The organism is Nitrobacter winogradskyi Nb-255 (genome assembly GCF_000012725.1).
Lineage (GTDB): Bacteria > Pseudomonadota > Alphaproteobacteria > Rhizobiales > Xanthobacteraceae > Nitrobacter > Nitrobacter winogradskyi.
The window spans coordinates 533,117-550,098 of the sequence record NC_007406.1 but is presented as its reverse complement, the minus strand read 5'-3'; the positions used below and the strand labels follow the sequence as shown (position 1 = coordinate 550,098).

Here is a 16,982-nt window from a genome sequence, read left to right as displayed (position 1 = left end):
ACATACCCTAAATAACAACCCACGCGCGCCACATCCAGGAGCGCCGCCAGGCTCCAGCTCGTTCGGGGTTCACATCGATGCAGGAATCGACCAAGGCGTCGATGCGCCTGGGTCCGCCATCGCGGTGATCGACGCTCGGGGGCGCGAGGTCGAAAACTCAACGCGGAACTCGTACCCTTTTCGAAACGCCTTCAAAGAGTTCAGGCGCTCGGTACGCTTTGGCCGGGGCAAGGTTTGGCTGAGTGAGGCTTGGCTGAGTAAGGCTTGGAGCTTTCAGGCAACGCTGCGGATTTGTGGCTGCGTTGTACCGTCGATGCGGCTGCAATGGATATCACCCAGAAAGCGGAGGAGCAGCGGATTGAACCGCTCGGGCGCTTCGAGGAAGGGCGCGTGGCCGACGCCGTCGATGATGTGGCAGCGATGATCCCAGAGGGCGGCATAAGAGATGCCTGCCACATAGTCGAGACGTGCGAACGGCTCCCCGGAGCCGTTGACCACGGCGATCGGTGTCGGCAGGTTTTCGACGACCCAGCGTTGATCGACGCCGAGCCCGGATCGCAATCCACGCCCCAGGATCTGGCGCGCGCGACGGTCCGTGCGCGCGATCGTGTCATGAAGCTGCGCCGCATGCTTCTCCCCGACGCAGGCACGCGCAAATCGGCTGATGTCGCGCGCATTCAGCGCGCTTTTGGTAGCGAGCAGCAGATCGAGCTGAGCCTGAAAGCCGCGGACCATTCCCAGAATGCCGCGCTTGATGGGCGGCGCGCCGATGATCATGGCGCCCGCGGCATCAAACCCTTGCCCGATCATTTCGAGGCTGACATGTCCACCCAGCGACCAGCCGACAAGCGCCGCCCGTGTGATATTCAATGATCGTAACGCCTCGATCAGCGTCGCCGCATAACCGGGAATGGTGTAAGCCTTCTGCGGATCCAGCGCGTCATCCGATTGTCCGTGACCAGGCAGATCGATCGCGATGATGCGCTGTGTCGCCGCCAGCGTCGTTTCGAATTGATGCCGAAATACGTCACGACAGGTCGAGTTTCCATGTATAAAAACGACAGGCGTGCCGCTCCCTGAACTTTCCAGGAAGGCCAACCGCCCCTGTGACGTCTCGATCGTGCGCGACAACATCTTCCTACCTCTGTTCCCAGCCTAGGCACGATGAAATGTAAAAGGTGTTAAAGATTTAGGAGAGATTTGTGAGTAATCCGCCTCTTTCCGAAGCCGGCGCTGCGACGGTCGAAGATCAGGATGGCAAGGCCCGCGCGGATTATGTGTTGGGTCATTCCGATCAGGAGCTCGAAAGGCTTGGCAGCCAGGGCGCGCTGTTCTCCGATCTCACGCGTGATCTTCTCGTGCGCGCCGGATTGAAAAAGGGGATGCGGGTTCTCGATGTCGGTTGCGGCGTCGGCGATGTTTCCCTGATCGCCGCGGAAATTGTTTCACAATCGGGAAGCCTGAAGGGAATCGATCCCGCCGCCGAGGCGCTGGCGATCGCGCGGATGCGACTCGATGCCGAGGGCAAAAGCTGGGCGAGCTTGTCGCCGGGAACGCTCGAAAGCCTTGAGGACTGTTCGCGGTTCGACGCCGTCATCGGTCGGTTCATCCTTATCCATCTTGCAAATCCGGCGGAGGCGCTGAGCAGGCTGCGCAACCGTCTGCGGACGGGAGCGATCATCTCATTCATCGAATTTGATCTGAGTACGGCGGCGGTTTATCCGCCCTTGACGCTTTTTCAACAGTGCCTCGGCTGGATCTGTGAAGTCTATCGCCGGATCGGACGCCAGATCGATATGGGGGTGGCGCTGTTCAGCACCTTCCGCGCCGCGGGTTTGACGCCGCAGATGGCCGGGCTCACCCGGATAACGACCGCCAACGAGGTCGCGTTAGACTTCCTGGTCGACTCCGTGCGCAGCATGCTGCCGGCGATCGTGAAGCTGGGAATAGCGGCCGAGGAAACCGTGGGAATCGATACGCTGCGCCAGCGGCTGTTGGAGGAAGTTGCTTCCGACGAATATTGCGTTTTCTACCCCCGACTCGTGGGGGCATGGGCCACCGTCCCCTGATCCTGATCAGCTCATGTTTTCTTCTCCGGCTCTTTTTCATGAGCGGGGCGAAAAACACGATGCTTCACGGCGCGGCCATGAAGCGATGCGTGGAAAACGCGCACCGCTTCCGCAAGGTCATAGGAACCCGCGCTGAAACTTTGTAGCTTCACCGCCATGACGACCCAGCGCGCCGTTTCGACATCGCCGGACCCCGCTTTCGCGCGGGTGACGCCGATGATGGAACAGTACCTTGAAATCAAGGCGGCCAATCCCGGCCTGCTGCTGTTCTACCGGATGGGCGATTTCTACGAGCTGTTCTTCGAGGACGCCGAAATTGCCTCGCGCGCGCTCGGCATCACGCTGACCAAACGCGGCAAGCATCAGGGCGCGGACATCCCGATGTGCGGCGTTCCGGTCGAACGCTCGGACGACTACCTGCACCGGCTGATCGCAGCCGGCCATCGCGTCGCGGTGTGCGAGCAGACGGAGGACCCTTCCGCCGCCCGCAAGCGCGGCAACAAGAGCGTGGTGCGCCGGGACGTCGTGCGCCTTGTCACCCCCGGCACGCTGACCGAGGACACGCTGCTCGACGCCCGCGCCAATAATTACCTGTTGGCACTGGCGCGGGCGCGGGCGTCCTCCGGCGTCGATCGCTTCGCGCTGGCCTGGATCGACATCTCGACCGCCGAGTTCATGGTCACCGAATGCGGGGCCAATGAACTCGCGGCGACGCTGGCGCGCATCAACCCCAACGAGGTGATCGTCTCCGACACGCTTCACGGCGATCCCGATCTCGGCGCGCTGCTGCGCGAACTGCCGTCGGTGACGCCGCTGCCCCGCGACACCTTCGACGGCGCGACCGCCGAACGCCGGCTGTGCGATTACTTCGCCGTGGCCACCATGGACGGCCTCAGCGCCATGTCGCGGCTGGAAGCGACCGCGGCCGCCGCCGCCGTCACCTATATCGACCGCACCCAGATCGGCCAACGGCCTCCGCTGTCGCCGCCGTCACGCGAGGCGTCCGGCAGCACCATGGCGATCGATCCCGCGACCCGCGCCAACCTCGAACTGACGCGCACGCTCGCCGGCGAACGGCGAGGCTCGCTGCTCGACGCCATCGACCGCACCATGACGGCGGCGGGATCGCGTCTCCTGGCGCAACGGCTGGCGGCCCCGCTGACCGACACGGCCGCGATCACGCGGCGGCTCGACGCCGTCGCCGCATTGACCGCCGACGGTGCGGCGCGCGACGACATCCGCGCGATCCTGCGGACCGCGCCCGACATGTCGCGGGCGCTGGCGCGGCTCTCGCTCGGACGCGGCGGGCCGCGCGACCTCGCGGGTCTGCGCGACGGCGTCATGGCGGCCGACCAGACGCTAGCGCGGCTTGCCGGGCTTTCCGATCCGCCGGAGGGAATCGCCGCGGCGATGCAGGCGCTGCGAGGGCCCTCCCGCGAGCTTGCCCGCGAACTCGGCAATGCGCTGTCCGAAAACCTGCCGCTGATGAAGCGCGATGGCGGCTTCGTCCGCGAAGGCTATGACACCGCACTCGACGAGGCGCGAAAGCTGAGGGACGATTCCCGCCTCGTCGTCGCCGCGATGCAGGCCCGCTACGCCGAGGAGACCGGCGTCAAGACGCTCAAGATCCGCCACAACAACGTGCTCGGCTATTTCGTCGAGGTGACGGCGCAGCACGCCAACCGGCTGATGAGCGCTCCCCTGAACGCCACCTTCATCCATCGCCAGACACTGGCGGGTCAGGTGCGCTTCACCACGTCGGAACTCGGTGAAATAGAAGCCAGGATCGCCAATGCCGGCGAACGCGCGCTTGGTCTTGAGCTCGACATCTTCGACCGGCTTGCCGCGATGGCGATCCGGAATGGCGACGAAATACGCAACGCCGCGCACGCCTTCGCGCAACTGGACGTCGCGGCCTCGTTCGCAAAGCTCGCGATCGACGAGAACTATACACGGCCGGACATTGACGCCTCGCTCAGCTTCGCGATCGAAGGCGGGCGGCATCCGGTGGTCGAGCAGGCGCTGAAGCGCACGGGCCAGCCGTTCATCGCCAACGCCTGCGATCTGTCGCCGCCACCTCCTCCGGTGGAAGGAAGCGGGGAGTCCGGACAGATCTGGCTGCTCACCGGCCCCAACATGGCGGGGAAATCCACCTTCCTGCGCCAGAACGCGCTGATCGCGCTGATGGCGCAGGTCGGCAGTTTCGTGCCGGCGAGCCGCGCGCGAATCGGCATCATCGACCGGCTGTTCTCGCGCGTGGGCGCCGCCGACGATCTTGCGCGCGGGCGCTCGACCTTCATGGTCGAGATGGTGGAAACCGCCGTCATCCTCAATCAGGCGTCGGAACGCGCGCTGGTCATTCTCGACGAGATCGGTCGCGGCACAGCTACCTTCGACGGGCTGTCGATCGCATGGGCGACCATCGAGCACCTGCACGAAAGCAACCGGTGCCGCGCGCTGTTCGCCACGCACTACCACGAACTCACCGCGCTGTCGGCAAAGCTGCCGCGGCTGTTCAACGCCACCGTTCGGGTCAAGGAATGGCATGGCGAGGTGGTGTTTCTGCATGAGGTGCTGCCCGGCGCCGCCGACCGCTCTTACGGCATCCAGGTAGCCAGGCTCGCCGGGCTTCCACCATCGGTCATCGCGCGGGCGAAATCGGTGCTGGCGAAACTGGAGGCGCAGGATCGCGGATCGACCGTGCGAGTGCTGGTGGACGATCTGCCGCTGTTCGCGGTCACCTCGCGCACAGGCGAATCCGCACCAACGGGCGAAACCTCCCCCTTGATCGAAGCGTTGAAGTCCCTGCACCCCGACGAGATGTCACCGCGTGAGGCGCTGGATGCGCTCTATGCGCTGAAGGCGAAACTGCCGAAACAATAGAATGTTTTCGAACGAAGCATGTCCTCGGACTTGAGCCCTAAGGATGGACACCGGTTCGCGTGAAGGAAAAGCATCAAAATAAAATCATAGAGTCCGCTTCTGATTCCATCAGAAGCGGACTCTAGAGCATGATCCGATCAAAGTTAAATCGGACCATACTCCAGAAATGGTTGTCTGGTCGCATTTTCTTGCGGCGAACCGGTATCCACTTCGCCGGAAAATGCTCTAATCAGCGTGGCGACATGTCGCAAAATCTCCCCTCCAACGTCGATGTCGCCATTATCGGAGCCGGAGCCGCCGGGCTCGGCGCGGCCGATGCCCTGAATGACTCGGGTCTCTCCGTCATCGTGCTGGAAGCCCGCGGCCGCGTCGGCGGACGCGCCCACACCATTTTCCCCGCCCCCGGTATCGTTTTCGATCTCGGCTGCGGCTGGCTGCATTCGGCCGACAGGAACTCGTTCGTTGCGATCGCCGGCAGGCTCGGATTCGAGATCGACAGGACGCCGCCCCCATGGCGCGAGCAAAGTTTTGCCGCCGGATTCACGGAGGCCGAGCGCGAGGACTTCCTGGCCGCGCTGGATGCGTTCGACGACCGCATCCAGAAGGCAGCGAAGAACGATGCCGACGCAGATGACGACGCCAGCCGCTATCTCGAACCGGGCAACCACTGGAATCCGGTGATCGACGCCGTCTCGACCTATGTGAACGGCTGCGAACTCGACGGCGTCTCGGTTCGCGACACGGCGGCCTATGAAGATACAAAGATAAACTGGCGGGTGCGTCACGGCTATGGCGCAATGATCGCGGCCTACGCCCGGCCCTGCCCGGTCGCGCTGAACACGCGGGTTTGGCGCATCGATCATTCCGCCACGCGCATTCGCATCGAAACATCGAACGGCGTTCTGTCCGCGACGCAGGTGATCGTCACGGTCCCGACCAGCCTGCTCGCGAACGAATCGATCCGCTTCCATCCCGAACTGCCCGCGAAAGTGAACGCCGCGGCCGATCTGCCGCTCGGCATCGACGACAAGGTCATGCTGGCCCTCGACGACCCCGGAAACACCGCGCCGAAAGACGGCAACCTGAGCGGCGCGATCATGCGAACGAAGATCGGAACCTATCACCTGCGTCCGTTCGGCCAGCCCTGCATCGAGGGTTTTTTCGGCGGCAGCTTCGCGCGCGAACTGGAAGCCGCCGGCAATGGCGCATTCGCCGCGCAGGCGATCGACGAGATCACGGCACTGCTCGGCTCAAGCTATCGAAGGAAACTGAAACCGCTCGCGGAATCGCGCTGGGCCAGCGACCCCTTCGCGCAAGGCGCCTATTCCCACGCGCTACCGGGTCGGGCCTGTGCCCGCGCCGTCCTCGCCGCGCCCATTGACGGCCGTCTGTTCTTCGCGGGAGAGGCCACCTCGCCGAATTTCTTTTCCACGGCGCACGGCGCGCGCGACAGCGGCGAGCGCGCCGCGCAGGAAGCGATGGCGGCAAGACGGCGTTGATCATTACCGGCTGGATCACGATGGTTTTGGATCGAATCGATCCAGAACCATGATCGTGATCGATTCCAATATTTATAGCGTTTTCGAGCGAAGTGGAAAACCGCTACACACTTTTCCTCATCCCGCTCTAGCGGGATGAGAGCGGGCATGCAGCGGTTATCGGACAGTCCATGCCCCAATCAAACAGACAAGGCTTGCGTGGGATCCAAATGTAGGACTCTCTCGCGAAGCAGGTTTTCGAGCCAATCAGCAAACACCTGCACCCGCCGCGACCGGTGCTGCCGCGACGGATAGAGAAACGTCATGGGAAAAGGCTGCGCGCGATGATGCGGTAGAATCTCAACCAGTTCGCCCGCAGCGAGATGCGGCTTCACGTCATAGGCGGGTATCTGGATCATACCCAATCCGGCCAACGCACAGGCAATATAAGCTTCGGCGCTGTTGACCGTGATTCGGCCCGCCACCACTCTGGTACGAACATGACCGTTATCGATCCATTCCCAATCTTCGATACGGCCGGTGGACGGCGACGCATATCTAACAGCGAGATGCGTATCGAGATCGTCGGGCGTCTCCGGAATGCCATGACGGCCAAGGTAGGACGGAGCCGCCACATTGATGAGCGGCAACACACCGACTGAACGCGCAATCAAACCGGACTGGCTCAGGACACCCACCCGCAGAACGCCGTCGACACTTTGCTCGACAAGGTTGACCGCTCTGTCCGTGACGCCGAGATCAAGCTCGATGTCGGGATAGCGGGCGAAAAAGTCCGGAAGCGCCGGCACGATGATCAGCCGCCCGAGACGGCCGGGGACGTCCACCTTCAGCTTACCGACAGGACGACGCGCACTCTGGCGGAATAGCGCCTCTGTCTCTTCGACATCGGCGAGCAGCCGCAAGCATCGTTTGTAAAAAGCCGTACCATCCGGCGTCGGCACTACCTTGCGGGTGGTGCGGTGGAGCAACCGCGCGCCGACACGCGATTCAAGCTCTCGAACCGCCGCGGATACGGACGAACGCGGCAACACCAGCGCATCCGCTGCGCGCGTGAAACTCGCCAGTTCCACGACACGTACAAAGACCCTGAACAGATCGATCCGATCCATGTCAATTGTTCGCAGATTATGACATATGAAACCAGAATATAGCCGGTTATGCCGGAATATCAGCACGATAGGTTACTGTCTGACCCTGAAAACCGGGAGCCAGACATGACCGACCACAGCATCAAGGGAAAAACCGCGATCATCGCGGGCGGCGCGAAGAACCTCGGCGCACTCCTTGCCCGCGATCTTGCCGCCCACGGCGCAAAAGCGATCGCGATCCACTACAATAGCGCCGCGGCGAAGAAGGACGCCGATCAAACGCTCGAGGCGATCAAAGCGGCCGGCGCGGATGGCGTCGCCTTTCAGGGCGACCTCACCTCCGCCAGCGCCATGGAGAAGCTGTTCGCCGACACCATCGCTGCGATCGGCAGGCCAGACATCGCTATCAATACAGTCGGCAAGGTGCTCAAGAAACCAATGGCCGATATCAGCGAAGCCGAGTTCGATGCCATGAGCGCGGTGAACGCCAAAACGGCATTCTTTTTTCTCAAGGAGGCGGGCAAGGCCGTCAACGACAACGGAAAGATCTGCACGCTGGTCACTTCGCTGCTCGGCGCCTTTACGCCGTTCTATGCGGCCTATGCCGGCATGAAAGCGCCCGTCGAGCATTTCACACGCGCGGCCGCCAAGGAGTTTGGCGAACGCGGCATCTCGGTCACCGCAATCGGTCCTGGTCCCATGGACACGCCGTTTTTCTACCCGGCCGAGGGCGCCGACGCCGTCGCCTATCACAAGACCGCCGCGGCGCTATCGAAATTTACCAGCACCGGTCTCACCGATATCCAGGATATCGTTCCCTGGATCCGGTTTCTCGTCTCGGACGGCTGGTGGATGACCGGCCAGACGATCCTGGTCAACGGCGGCTATACGACAAAGTAAGCGGACAGCGCCGCGACGACGCCACCTTTGATGACGCATGGCAGCGAGCGGCGACGCGGCCGGTTCGCAGGTGCCGCAACAGTTGGCGTATTTTCCGGCGAAGTGGATGACCTCTTCGCCGCAAGAAAATGCGAACGGACAATCGTTTCCAGAGCATGGTCCGAGTCAACTTGATCGGCACATGCTCTGGCGAGTGTACTGAAGCGCATCAACAACTTCGACGTGCCGATCTTTTTCCTCCGCGCCATCCGCGCGCGCAGCTCACCTGCAACTATGTCTCTTTTCGATACAAAACGTCGCACCCGTGGTGCACGAAATCCACATATTAACCCTTAATTAACGATGGACCTTGAAGACCGCGCGCCGACTTGCTTTGATCGACATATGAGCACCACCCTGATCGAACTCCGGCCGGCCAAGGTCGCGGATGCATCCGCGGTCGCAGCGACCCACGACGAGTCCTGGCGCTCGGCCTATCAGGGCATCATTCCCGGCGCGGAGCTTGAAAAGCTGATCAACCGGCGCGGCCCGCAGTGGTGGGACAGCGCGATACGCAAGGGCAGCCGCATCAGCGTTCTGGTCTTCGGCGAACAGGTCGCCGGCTACGCCAATTACGGCCGCAACCGCGCCCGCAGCCTGCAATACGATGGTGAAGTCTACGAACTCTACCTGCGCCCCGAATTCCAGGGCCTGGGCTTCGGCCGGCGGCTGTTCGCCGCGGCCCGGCGCGATCTGGTACAGAGCGGCCTGAAAAGCGTGGTGACCTGGGCGCTGTCCGACAACGAACCGGCCATGGAATTCTATTGTGCGCTCGGTGGCCGCATGATCGCCCGCTCCTCCGAGAGGTTCGGGGCCAAGTCGCTCGACAAGGTCGCGTTCGCCTGGACGAGTTAAACGTCCGATCTCAATCGTCGATATTCAGCTTTTCGATCACTGCGGGCGTTCACTGCCGGCGTTGTCGTTCGAAGAACGGCAGCGCCTGCGCTCGCCTATGGGAAGAACGGCAGCGCCTGCGCTCGCCTATGGGAAGAACGGCGTCGCTTGCGCTCGCCTATGCACGGCCATCCATCTTTTTTCGTAAGGCTTTCTCGAAGACAGATGGATACGCGGGTCAAGCCGGCGTATGACGACCATGTATTGACCGATGCCCTTCAATTCACGGAGTCCCGATGCGTATCGACGCGATCTCGATCGGCCCCAATCCGCCACACGAGGTGAATGTCATCATCGAGGTGCCGGTCGGCGGCGAGCCGATCAAGTACGAGATGGACAAGGATGCCGGCACGCTGGTGGTCGACCGGTTTCTTTACACGGCGATGCGCTATCCCGGTAACTACGGCTTCATCCCGCACACGCTGTCGCAGGATGGCGACCCCTGCGATGTCCTGGTCGCCAACACCCGCGCCATCGTGCCGGGCGCGGTGATGAGCGTTCGGCCCGTCGGCGTGCTGATGATGGAGGACGAGGCAGGGGGCGACGAGAAGATCATCGCCGTCCCGACGTCGAAACTGACCCAGCGTTATGACAGGATCAAGAACTACGACGACCTGCCGGATATCACGCTGCAGCAGATCCAGCACTTCTTCGAGCACTACAAGGATCTCGAGCCCGGCAAGTGGGTCAAGGTGTTACAGTGGGGCAGCGCCGACGACGCCCGCAGACTGATCCTGGAAGGCATCGCGCGGGCGAAGGGGAGCTAGAGCATGATGAGTTTAGATTTGGTTGTATCCTGCATTGACGAAGTAGTTGGCGCATTCAGCCGGTGCAACGGTTTCGAGGATCGGAGCGATAGCATTGTAGACGGCCTCGGTGGTCCGCTGCGCGGCTTTGCGTAGCCAGTGTTTGAACTTGGCAAAGAACTGCTCGATCGGGTTCAGATCAGGCGAGTATTTCGGCAGGTAGAAGAGCCGGGCACCGGCGGCACGGATGACGCGACGCACGGCGCTGGCCTTGTGCGAGCCGAGGTTGTCCATAATGACGATGTCGCCGTGCCGCAGGGTCGGGACCAGAACCTTCTCGATGTAGAGAAGGAAGGCTTCGCCGTTGATCGGCCCCTCGATGAACCACGGCGCGGTGATGCGATCGTGGCGCAGAGCGGCCATAAAGGTCATGGTCTGCCAGCGGCCATGCGGCACCTTGGCTCTGATGCGTTGACCGCGCGGCGCCCAGCCCCGCAGCGGCGCCATATTGGTTTTGGTCCAGGTCTCATCGATGAACACCAGCCGAGTGGGATCAATCCGATCTCGATACTTGGTCCATTGCGCTCGCCGACGGGCGACATCGGGACGATCCTGCTCTGCAGCAATCAGCGTCTTTTTTTGTAACTGAGCTTCACAGCGTGAACGAACTCCCACATCGTGCGGTAATCGACCTTAAGGCCACGCTCGGCAAGTTCGGCCACCAGCCCGCGCACGGTAAAGTCCTTTCGGCACCGTTGCAGCAGCCATTCGCGGTGCGGCCCCGCAATCTTCTTTGGCCTATAGCCGCCGATCTGGCTTGGCGCGACGCTGCCGGTCTCGTGGAAGCGTTGTACCCAGTTGATCGCCGTGCTGATGCCCACCCCAAACTGGGCCGCAGCCTGATGCCGCGACAGGCCGCCTTTAACGACAGCACGCACTACCCGCTCACGAAGGTCGTTCGAATAGGCTCGTCCCATCCATGCTGGCCTCCTTCCCAGTCAGCATGTTGAATCAGATGAATTCTGATTTGGGAATCTCAATCGATTCAAAATAAACCCATCCCGCTCTAGAGCGTTTTCCGGCGAGGTGGATGACCTGTTCGCCGCAAGAAAATGCGACCAGACAATAATTTCTAGAGCATGGTCCGATTCAGCTTGATCGGATCATGCTCTAGGTGTTCAGTCCCGGCATTTGATGGATTGGATCGATGATGAATCGATCGGGCTCTGAAGTCCATCGTTTGCAGATGAACTCGTAGGGTGTGAGGCCTTTGAGCGTCTTCAGCCTTCGACCGAAGTTGTATGCCTTGATGAAGTCCTGAAGGTGCCGGCGCAGTTGGTCATGATTGTCGTAGTGGAAGCGCTTGACGGTGGCGTCCTTGATGGTGCGGTTCATCCGTTCCACCTGTCCGTTGGTCCAGGGATGGTTGATCCTGGTGAGCCTGTGCTCGATGCCGTTCTCGTCGCAGACGCGATCGAAGATGTGGTGGAACGCATATTTGTGACGGGCGTGGTTGGTGAACTGGATGCCGTTGTCCGTCAGCACCGTGTGGATGGCATAGGGAACTGCCACGATGAGGTTGCGCAGGAACTGAGCCGCGACCATCTTGCCCGCCTCTTGGTGGAGCTCGGCGTAGGCGAACTTCGAAGTGCGGTCGATGGCCACGAACAGGCGCAGCTTGCCCTCAGCCGTCTGCACCTCGGCGATGTCGATGTGGAAGTAGCCGATCGGGTAGCTCCTGAACGTCTTCCTGATCGGCTTGTCGCCTTCGACCTCCGGGAGCCGGCTGATGCCGTGACGGTGCAGGCAGCGATGCAATGAAGACCGCGACAGGTGCGGGATCGTTGGCTGAAGCGCGTAGAGGCAATCATCGAGCGGCAACAGGGTATGCTTGCGGAAGGCGACGATGATCGCCTCCTCCTCGGATGAGAGCACCGTCGAGCGCGGATCTTTCGGTCCCGTCGGAAGGTCGGCCACCGAGGTCCGCTTCTTCCATTTTGCGACGGTCTTCTGGTTGATCCCGTAGCGTTTCGACAGCGCTCTCAGGCTCTCTTCACTATTTTGTATTGCTCGACGGATTGCCTCTGTCGTCGTGGCGCTCCCGTGAAGAACCTGTCCCATAGCGCATCCTTCCATTCTCCGGAAAATAATGCACCATCAAATGCCGGGATCAAACATCTAGAGCCTTTCGCTTCTGAAGGAACTCGCTTCTGCTGGAATCAGAAGCGAGCTCTATGATTTTGATTTGACGCGTTTTCTTCACGCGAACCGGTGCCCTTCGCTCGAAAACGCTATAGCCGCACCAGTATCGTTGTACGCCGAGGTCGGCATACGGAGCCTTTCGTCAAAAGCTGCCTACACCCCCGGCGCGGACAGCCCCTCGATCGCGCAGGCCGCGCGCAGCGTGTTGACCAGCAGGCAAGCCACGGTCATCTGCCCGACGCCGCCGGGTACCGGCGTCACAGCCCCCGCGACCTGCATCGCCTCATCGAACGCCACGTCGCCGATCAACCGGGTTTTACCCTCGGCCGCCGGCACGCGCGTGATGCCGACATCGATCACCGTCGCGCCCGGCTTGAGCCAGTCGCCGCGCACCATTTCAGCCCTGCCGACCGCCGCATAGACCAGATCGGCGCGGCGACAGAGTTCGGGCAGGTTGCGCGAGCGCGAATGCGCGATCGTCACCGTGGCGTTTTCATTGAGCAGCAACTGCACCAGCGGCCGGCCCACGAGATTGGAGCGTCCGATCACGATGGCGTCCAGACCTTCGAGCGAGGCATGCACGCTTTTGGTCAGAATAATGCAGCCAAGCGGCGTGCATGGCGACAGGGCCGACAGGCCGCCTGCCAGGCGGCCGGCGTTGTGGGGATGCAGCCCGTCGACATCCTTGGCCGGATCGATGGCGGCGATGATCGCCTCGGTGTCGAGTCCCTTCGGCAGCGGCAGTTGAACCAGAATGCCGTGAACGGCGGGATCCGCATTCAGTTCAGCGATCAGGGCCAGCACATCGGCCTGGGCGACATCCGCGGGCAGCATGTGCTCGAACGACGCCATGCCGGCGGCCTGGGTCTGCTTATGCTTGTTGCGGACGTAGACTTCGCTCGCCGGATCGTTGCCGACCAGCACCACGGCGAGGCCCGGCGTCAACCCGTGATCACGCTTGATCCGCGTCACCTCACCGGCCACCCGCGCGCGCAAATCGGCGGCGATGACTTTTCCATCGATGATACTGGCCGCCATGCTGATCCCCAGTTCAGGCTATTTCGGTTGAACCGCCGTCAATGCGCGCAGGGCGTTGCCGAGCTGGACCGGATCGCCCTCGACCGCGACCTGCTTCAGCCGCGAGGTTGCTCCCGCGAGTATCCGGACATCGATTTTTCGTACGCCCAGCGCCTTCGCCAGCACCGCCGTGACAGCGCGGTTGGCCTCGCCGCCGTCGGCAACGGCGCGGACGCGAACCTTCACCACCGGCCGTCCGTCCGCCAGCATTTCAATGCCGTCGATCGCGTCACGGCCGCCACGCGGCGTCACCCGCAAGGCGATAGCGAGGCCCTGCGAAGAATACCGCCACGGTTCCACCCGGCTGCCGATCAGAACACGGCAGGATAGATGTAGTAGGTGATGACCCGCTGCATGAACAGGATGATCAGAATCAGGATGATCGGAGAGATGTCGAGCCCGCCGAGATTCGGCAATAACCGGCGGATCGGCGCCAGCAGCGGTTCGGTGATCCGCTCCAGAAATTCAGCCACCGCGCCGACGAACTGATTGCGGGTATTCACCACATTGAATGCAATCAGCCATGACAGGATCGCCGAGGCGATCAGCAGCCAGACATAGAGGTCGAGAATGATAAGGACGATATCCAGTATGGCGCGCATGGCGGATCAGCTCGCGGGTTTGATCGTGAATACGACCAGTGGAATGAATTTGACCTTCGCGACTCATTTGCCAGTGGTGTTCGATTTTGGCATTCGCGGGAAGGCTCGGTGAAACCGGATGCGAATGTCAGGATCTGACCACCGGTATATGGCGTGGCGGTTCGAATAGTTCTTCACCTTGCCAAACGTCCGTCAAGAGAACCTCCGAATTGCAGCCACACTATAGCGTTTTCGAGCGAAGTGGGTACCGGTTCGCGTGAAGAAAACGCGTGAAGTCGAAATCTGAGAGCTCCGCTTCCGATTCTCCTCAAAAACGGAAAGGCTCTTTGAGCACGGGTCTCTCGTGTCCCTGTCATCCGAAGGCTCGCTGCCCGGTTGCCAAGCCTCGGCAACGAGCTCCAAATTCGGAACACGTGCCTGCTAAATATCGTTTTGGTTCCCGCTAAACAAGGGAAGGCAGGGCAAATGAGGCTTGAAGCCCCAGATTGCGCCTGAGCCTCTCGCCGCTCCCCACGGCGAAAGACTCTATCTTTATGTTCTCACGCGTTTTCTTCACGCGAACCGGCTCCCACCTCGCTCAAAAACGCTATACTTTCGGCGTTCTTGACTTGCCGTTGGCGAGGACTGTAAATGGCGGCGTTTCGGTCGCAGCGCCGTTCTTTCGCCGCCGATCGCAGACGGGGCCATAGCTCAGCTGGGAGAGCGCGTCGTTCGCAATGACGAGGTCGGCGGTTCGATCCCGCCTGGCTCCACCAACAGGCCGCATCCACCAACCTGCCTCGATTTTCGTCGATGCAACCACGACATTTTCGTCGGTGCAGCCACGATATCGGTACCCAGGACGCGCGGTCCGAAGAGGCCTCACAACCGTCTTCGCGCCTGAAACCCCGCGACAGCCCGCAGGATTGCATCGCGCGGAACCAGCCGAAGCAGCAATGGCAGCATTTTGACGCCCAGGCCCGGCAGCACCGCCCTCTTGTTTGCCATCAGCCCTCGATAGCCTTCGAGAGCAACATCCCTTGCGGATACCTGCAGGATTGAAGCGTGGAAACCGGATTTCACACCCGCCCGCGCCTGAAATTCAGTGGGGACCGGACCAGGGCAGACCACGGTGACATGGACGCCGCGAGGACCGAGTTCGCCCCGCAGCGCCTCGCTGAATGACAGGACATAGGCCTTCGACGCATAATAGACGGCCATGCCGGGCCCCGGCAGAAATCCGGCGATCGACCCGACGTTGAGAATGCCTCCGCGCAGCCGGATCAGGCTTTCGGAAAATCGCAGCGACAGATCCGTCAGCGCCCGGACGTTGAGGTCGATCAGCGCAAGCTGATCAGCGTGATCCAGTTCGACGGCATGACCGGACAATCCGTAGCCGGCGTTGTTCACGAGATACTTGACCTCGACACCTTCAGCGGTGAGCGCCGCCGCGATCCTCTCCGCCGCGCCCTTCTCGCCGAGGTCGCAGGGAATGACGATCGGAGCCATGCGTCCCGATGCGACGATTTCAGCCGCGAGAGCGTTGAGACGATCAGCTCGCCGGGCCACCAACGCCAGCCTGTGCCCATGCGCGGCGAATACCCGCGCGAACTCGGCGCCAATCCCGGAGGACGCACCTGTTATCAGTGTCACCGGATGGATCACGATCTACGCTCTTGAGACGGTTGGAGGAGACACGATCAAGGTTCGGTGCGACGACCGGCGTTATAGCGTTTTCAAGCAAAGCATGTCCTTGGGCTTGACCCGAGGATAGGCATCGGTTCGCGCGACGAAAACACGTCATAACAAGAGAGCTTCTTCTGATTCAATCAGAAGCGAACATGACCTGGGCGAGCTTACCAGGGGCACCCGGCAGTTCTGCTTTTCGCAGGTACTCCGTCAGGTCGCCGGATCTGGCGCGGACCGCCTGCTGCCGACGCGATGCTTGAGCTTGATGCGGTCGCGCGAGGAAATGGCCAGGAGATCGGCGGCGCGCCACACGACATTCTCCTCGAACTCGCTGACGTGGTCGTCCGCATACACCAGTTCCCACATCATTTCGACGATGCGCAAGCGGTCCTCGTCATTCAGTGAACGCATCAGCACGCTGGTGAACTGGTAGAGATCGACAGCCTCGCCCTCCGCCAGGGTCGCCGACGTAATCAACTTGTTGGCGGTGCCGGGATCCAATCCGAAGCGGGTTTCGATGAGTTCGTGCAGTGTACGGATTTCCACGTCGGAAGGCGCGCCATCGAGCGAGATGATGTGGATGAACAGCGCGGTCGCCGCAAGCTTGCAGCCTGTTTCGTCGAACGACCGGGTTTCCGGCGCTTCGGGCGATATGACGTCAATGATGAAATGGCGCAATCTATCAAGCATCGGTTCGCCCGCCGTCCTTTTTGAGATGTCGTACCGGTGAGTTCAGAACGCGCGCGCAACGCGGAACATGCGCCAATCGCCGGGGCTCCTCGCAACCGGGGTACACTTCGGCAAAACGCGCTGGCTGGTCTCAATGGCCGTGCACCGCCAGGGTTCTTGCGCACTTTTTGCTCAGCTTCGCGCGGTGCGCCTTCAAACACGAGAGAACGACCATGTCGCCATCGTTCATCTGGGCCCGGCAATATTTGGCCACGTCGCGCGCGCAACCGGAGTTATGTTTTTCCGCGGCGGTTTGGGCCGACGCCACGGCGGTGACGGCGAGCAGCGGAAGAAGCGATAAAACGACGGCAAAACGGATCATCGGCGCGCTCCATCAGGTCAGAGTGAAATCCGCCTGTATCGACGGCAACCTCAGCGCCAATATCCCTCGGATCGCACGATGAAGGAAGTGGTGCCGCTTGCGTGACTCGAACACGCGACCCCATCATTACGAATGATGTGCTCTACCAACTGAGCTAAAGCGGCTATCTCCACATATTCCGTGCGGCTTCCGGGCCAGCCCGGCGCGCGGGACCTCTGATATCGGGCACCATCCCCCTTGGCAAGGACCCGGCCGCCGAGCCGC

Annotated in this window: 16 protein-coding genes and 2 tRNA genes; 7 read left to right on the top strand and 11 right to left on the bottom strand. The window is 61.7% G+C overall.

Annotation, left to right across the window (positions count from 1 at the left end; translation table 11 throughout):
* Nucleotides 1-273: 273 nt before the first annotated feature.
* A complete protein-coding gene (locus tag NWI_RS02560) occupies nucleotides 274-1,134 on the bottom strand; it encodes an alpha/beta fold hydrolase (protein ID WP_011313820.1) in 861 nt (286 codons plus the stop codon).
* A gap of 68 nt (nucleotides 1,135-1,202) precedes the next feature.
* Between NWI_RS02560 and NWI_RS02555 the strand changes: the two genes are divergently transcribed.
* The 3 genes from NWI_RS02555 (at nucleotide 1,203) to NWI_RS02545 (ending at nucleotide 6,451) form a co-directional block, all read left to right on the top strand.
* On the top strand, nucleotides 1,203-2,069 hold the full coding sequence (locus tag NWI_RS02555) for a class I SAM-dependent methyltransferase (protein ID WP_011313819.1): 867 nt from the start codon (nucleotides 1,203-1,205) through the stop codon (nucleotides 2,067-2,069).
* A gap of 156 nt (nucleotides 2,070-2,225) precedes the next feature.
* Complete coding sequence (gene mutS / locus NWI_RS02550; protein ID WP_041344687.1) at nucleotides 2,226-4,952, top strand: DNA mismatch repair protein MutS; 2,727 nt, start codon at nucleotides 2,226-2,228, stop codon at nucleotides 4,950-4,952.
* Nucleotides 4,953-5,194: 242 nt separating this feature from the next.
* Nucleotides 5,195-6,451 (top strand): flavin monoamine oxidase family protein, encoded by a 1,257-nt coding sequence (locus NWI_RS02545; RefSeq protein WP_041344685.1) that lies wholly within the window; start codon nucleotides 5,195-5,197, stop codon nucleotides 6,449-6,451.
* A 179-nt stretch (nucleotides 6,452-6,630) separates the two neighbouring features.
* Here the strand turns inward: NWI_RS02545 and NWI_RS02540 are convergent, their stop codons facing one another.
* Nucleotides 6,631-7,560 (bottom strand): LysR family transcriptional regulator, encoded by a 930-nt coding sequence (locus NWI_RS02540; RefSeq protein WP_011313816.1) that lies wholly within the window; start codon nucleotides 7,558-7,560, stop codon nucleotides 6,631-6,633.
* 105 nt (nucleotides 7,561-7,665) lie between these two features.
* Between NWI_RS02540 and NWI_RS02535 the strand changes: the two genes are divergently transcribed.
* The 3 genes from NWI_RS02535 (at nucleotide 7,666) to ppa (ending at nucleotide 10,139) form a co-directional block, all read left to right on the top strand.
* Nucleotides 7,666-8,439: an SDR family oxidoreductase gene (locus NWI_RS02535; RefSeq protein ID WP_011313815.1), complete on the top strand. Its 774-nt coding sequence runs from the start codon at nucleotides 7,666-7,668 to the stop codon at nucleotides 8,437-8,439.
* Between the two features lie 384 nt (nucleotides 8,440-8,823).
* A complete protein-coding gene (locus NWI_RS02530) occupies nucleotides 8,824-9,333 on the top strand; it encodes a GNAT family N-acetyltransferase (protein WP_041344683.1) in 510 nt (169 codons plus the stop codon).
* Between the two features lie 275 nt (nucleotides 9,334-9,608).
* Nucleotides 9,609-10,139, top strand: a complete 531-nt coding sequence (ppa, locus tag NWI_RS02525; protein WP_011313812.1) for an inorganic diphosphatase — start codon at nucleotides 9,609-9,611, stop codon at nucleotides 10,137-10,139.
* Nucleotides 10,140-10,151: 12 nt separating this feature from the next.
* Here the strand turns inward: ppa and NWI_RS16620 are convergent.
* The 5 genes from NWI_RS16620 to NWI_RS02495 all read right to left on the bottom strand — a co-directional run bounded on the left by NWI_RS16620 (nucleotide 10,152) and on the right by NWI_RS02495 (nucleotide 13,999).
* A protein-coding gene (locus tag NWI_RS16620) for an IS630 family transposase (RefSeq protein ID WP_187147962.1) occupies nucleotides 10,152-11,095 on the bottom strand; the annotation gives its coding sequence in 2 pieces (ribosomal slippage) (nucleotides 10,152-10,757 and nucleotides 10,760-11,095; 942 coding nt in all).
* 193 nt (nucleotides 11,096-11,288) lie between these two features.
* On the bottom strand, nucleotides 11,289-12,239 hold the full coding sequence (locus tag NWI_RS02510; protein WP_011313641.1) for an IS481 family transposase: 951 nt from the start codon (nucleotides 12,237-12,239) through the stop codon (nucleotides 11,289-11,291).
* A 234-nt stretch (nucleotides 12,240-12,473) separates the two neighbouring features.
* Nucleotides 12,474-13,358, bottom strand: coding sequence for a bifunctional methylenetetrahydrofolate dehydrogenase/methenyltetrahydrofolate cyclohydrolase FolD (gene folD, locus NWI_RS02505; RefSeq protein WP_011313811.1), 885 nt, complete (start codon nucleotides 13,356-13,358; stop codon nucleotides 12,474-12,476).
* Nucleotides 13,359-13,376: 18 nt separating this feature from the next.
* A complete protein-coding gene (locus NWI_RS02500; RefSeq protein WP_011313810.1) occupies nucleotides 13,377-13,697 on the bottom strand; it encodes a DUF167 domain-containing protein in 321 nt (106 codons plus the stop codon).
* 11 nt (nucleotides 13,698-13,708) lie between these two features.
* Nucleotides 13,709-13,999 (bottom strand): YggT family protein, encoded by a 291-nt coding sequence (locus NWI_RS02495; protein WP_011313809.1) that lies wholly within the window; start codon nucleotides 13,997-13,999, stop codon nucleotides 13,709-13,711.
* A gap of 679 nt (nucleotides 14,000-14,678) precedes the next feature.
* On the opposite strand from NWI_RS02495, the gene NWI_RS02490 reads away from it, so the two are divergent.
* A tRNA-Ala gene (locus tag NWI_RS02490) sits at nucleotides 14,679-14,754 on the top strand.
* A gap of 106 nt (nucleotides 14,755-14,860) precedes the next feature.
* Here the strand turns inward: NWI_RS02490 and NWI_RS02485 are convergent.
* The 4 genes from NWI_RS02485 to NWI_RS02470 form a co-directional block, all read right to left on the bottom strand.
* Nucleotides 14,861-15,643: an SDR family NAD(P)-dependent oxidoreductase gene (locus NWI_RS02485; protein WP_041344681.1), complete on the bottom strand. Its 783-nt coding sequence runs from the start codon at nucleotides 15,641-15,643 to the stop codon at nucleotides 14,861-14,863.
* A 234-nt stretch (nucleotides 15,644-15,877) separates the two neighbouring features.
* Nucleotides 15,878-16,357, bottom strand: coding sequence for a TerB family tellurite resistance protein (locus NWI_RS02480; protein ID WP_011313807.1), 480 nt, complete (start codon nucleotides 16,355-16,357; stop codon nucleotides 15,878-15,880).
* A 130-nt stretch (nucleotides 16,358-16,487) separates the two neighbouring features.
* Nucleotides 16,488-16,718: a hypothetical protein gene (locus NWI_RS02475; RefSeq protein ID WP_011313806.1), complete on the bottom strand. Its 231-nt coding sequence runs from the start codon at nucleotides 16,716-16,718 to the stop codon at nucleotides 16,488-16,490.
* 88 nt (nucleotides 16,719-16,806) lie between these two features.
* Nucleotides 16,807-16,882: transfer RNA gene (locus NWI_RS02470), tRNA-Thr, on the bottom strand.
* Between the last annotated feature and the right edge of the window lie 100 nt (nucleotides 16,883-16,982).

Bases quoted from the DNA above. Each gene is read 5' to 3' on its own strand.
- NWI_RS02510 (WP_011313641.1), bottom strand. From the start codon at position 12,239: ATGGGACAGGTTCTTCACGGGAGCGCCACGACGACAGAGGCAATCCGT.
- NWI_RS02480 (WP_011313807.1), bottom strand. From the start codon at position 16,357: ATGCTTGATAGATTGCGCCATTTCATCATTGACGTCATATCGCCCGAA.
- NWI_RS02535 (WP_011313815.1), top strand. From the start codon at position 7,666: ATGACCGACCACAGCATCAAGGGAAAAACCGCGATCATCGCGGGCGGC.
- NWI_RS02545 (WP_041344685.1), top strand. From the start codon at position 5,195: ATGTCGCAAAATCTCCCCTCCAACGTCGATGTCGCCATTATCGGAGCC.
- NWI_RS02540 (WP_011313816.1), bottom strand. From the start codon at position 7,560: ATGGATCGGATCGATCTGTTCAGGGTCTTTGTACGTGTCGTGGAACTG.
- NWI_RS02495 (WP_011313809.1), bottom strand. From the start codon at position 13,999: ATGCGCGCCATACTGGATATCGTCCTTATCATTCTCGACCTCTATGTC.
- ppa (WP_011313812.1), top strand. From the start codon at position 9,609: ATGCGTATCGACGCGATCTCGATCGGCCCCAATCCGCCACACGAGGTG.
- mutS (WP_041344687.1), top strand. From the start codon at position 2,226: ATGACGACCCAGCGCGCCGTTTCGACATCGCCGGACCCCGCTTTCGCG.
- folD (WP_011313811.1), bottom strand. From the start codon at position 13,358: ATGGCGGCCAGTATCATCGATGGAAAAGTCATCGCCGCCGATTTGCGC.
- NWI_RS02475 (WP_011313806.1), bottom strand. From the start codon at position 16,718: ATGATCCGTTTTGCCGTCGTTTTATCGCTTCTTCCGCTGCTCGCCGTC.
- NWI_RS02560 (WP_011313820.1), bottom strand. From the start codon at position 1,134: ATGTTGTCGCGCACGATCGAGACGTCACAGGGGCGGTTGGCCTTCCTG.
- NWI_RS02530 (WP_041344683.1), top strand. From the start codon at position 8,824: ATGAGCACCACCCTGATCGAACTCCGGCCGGCCAAGGTCGCGGATGCA.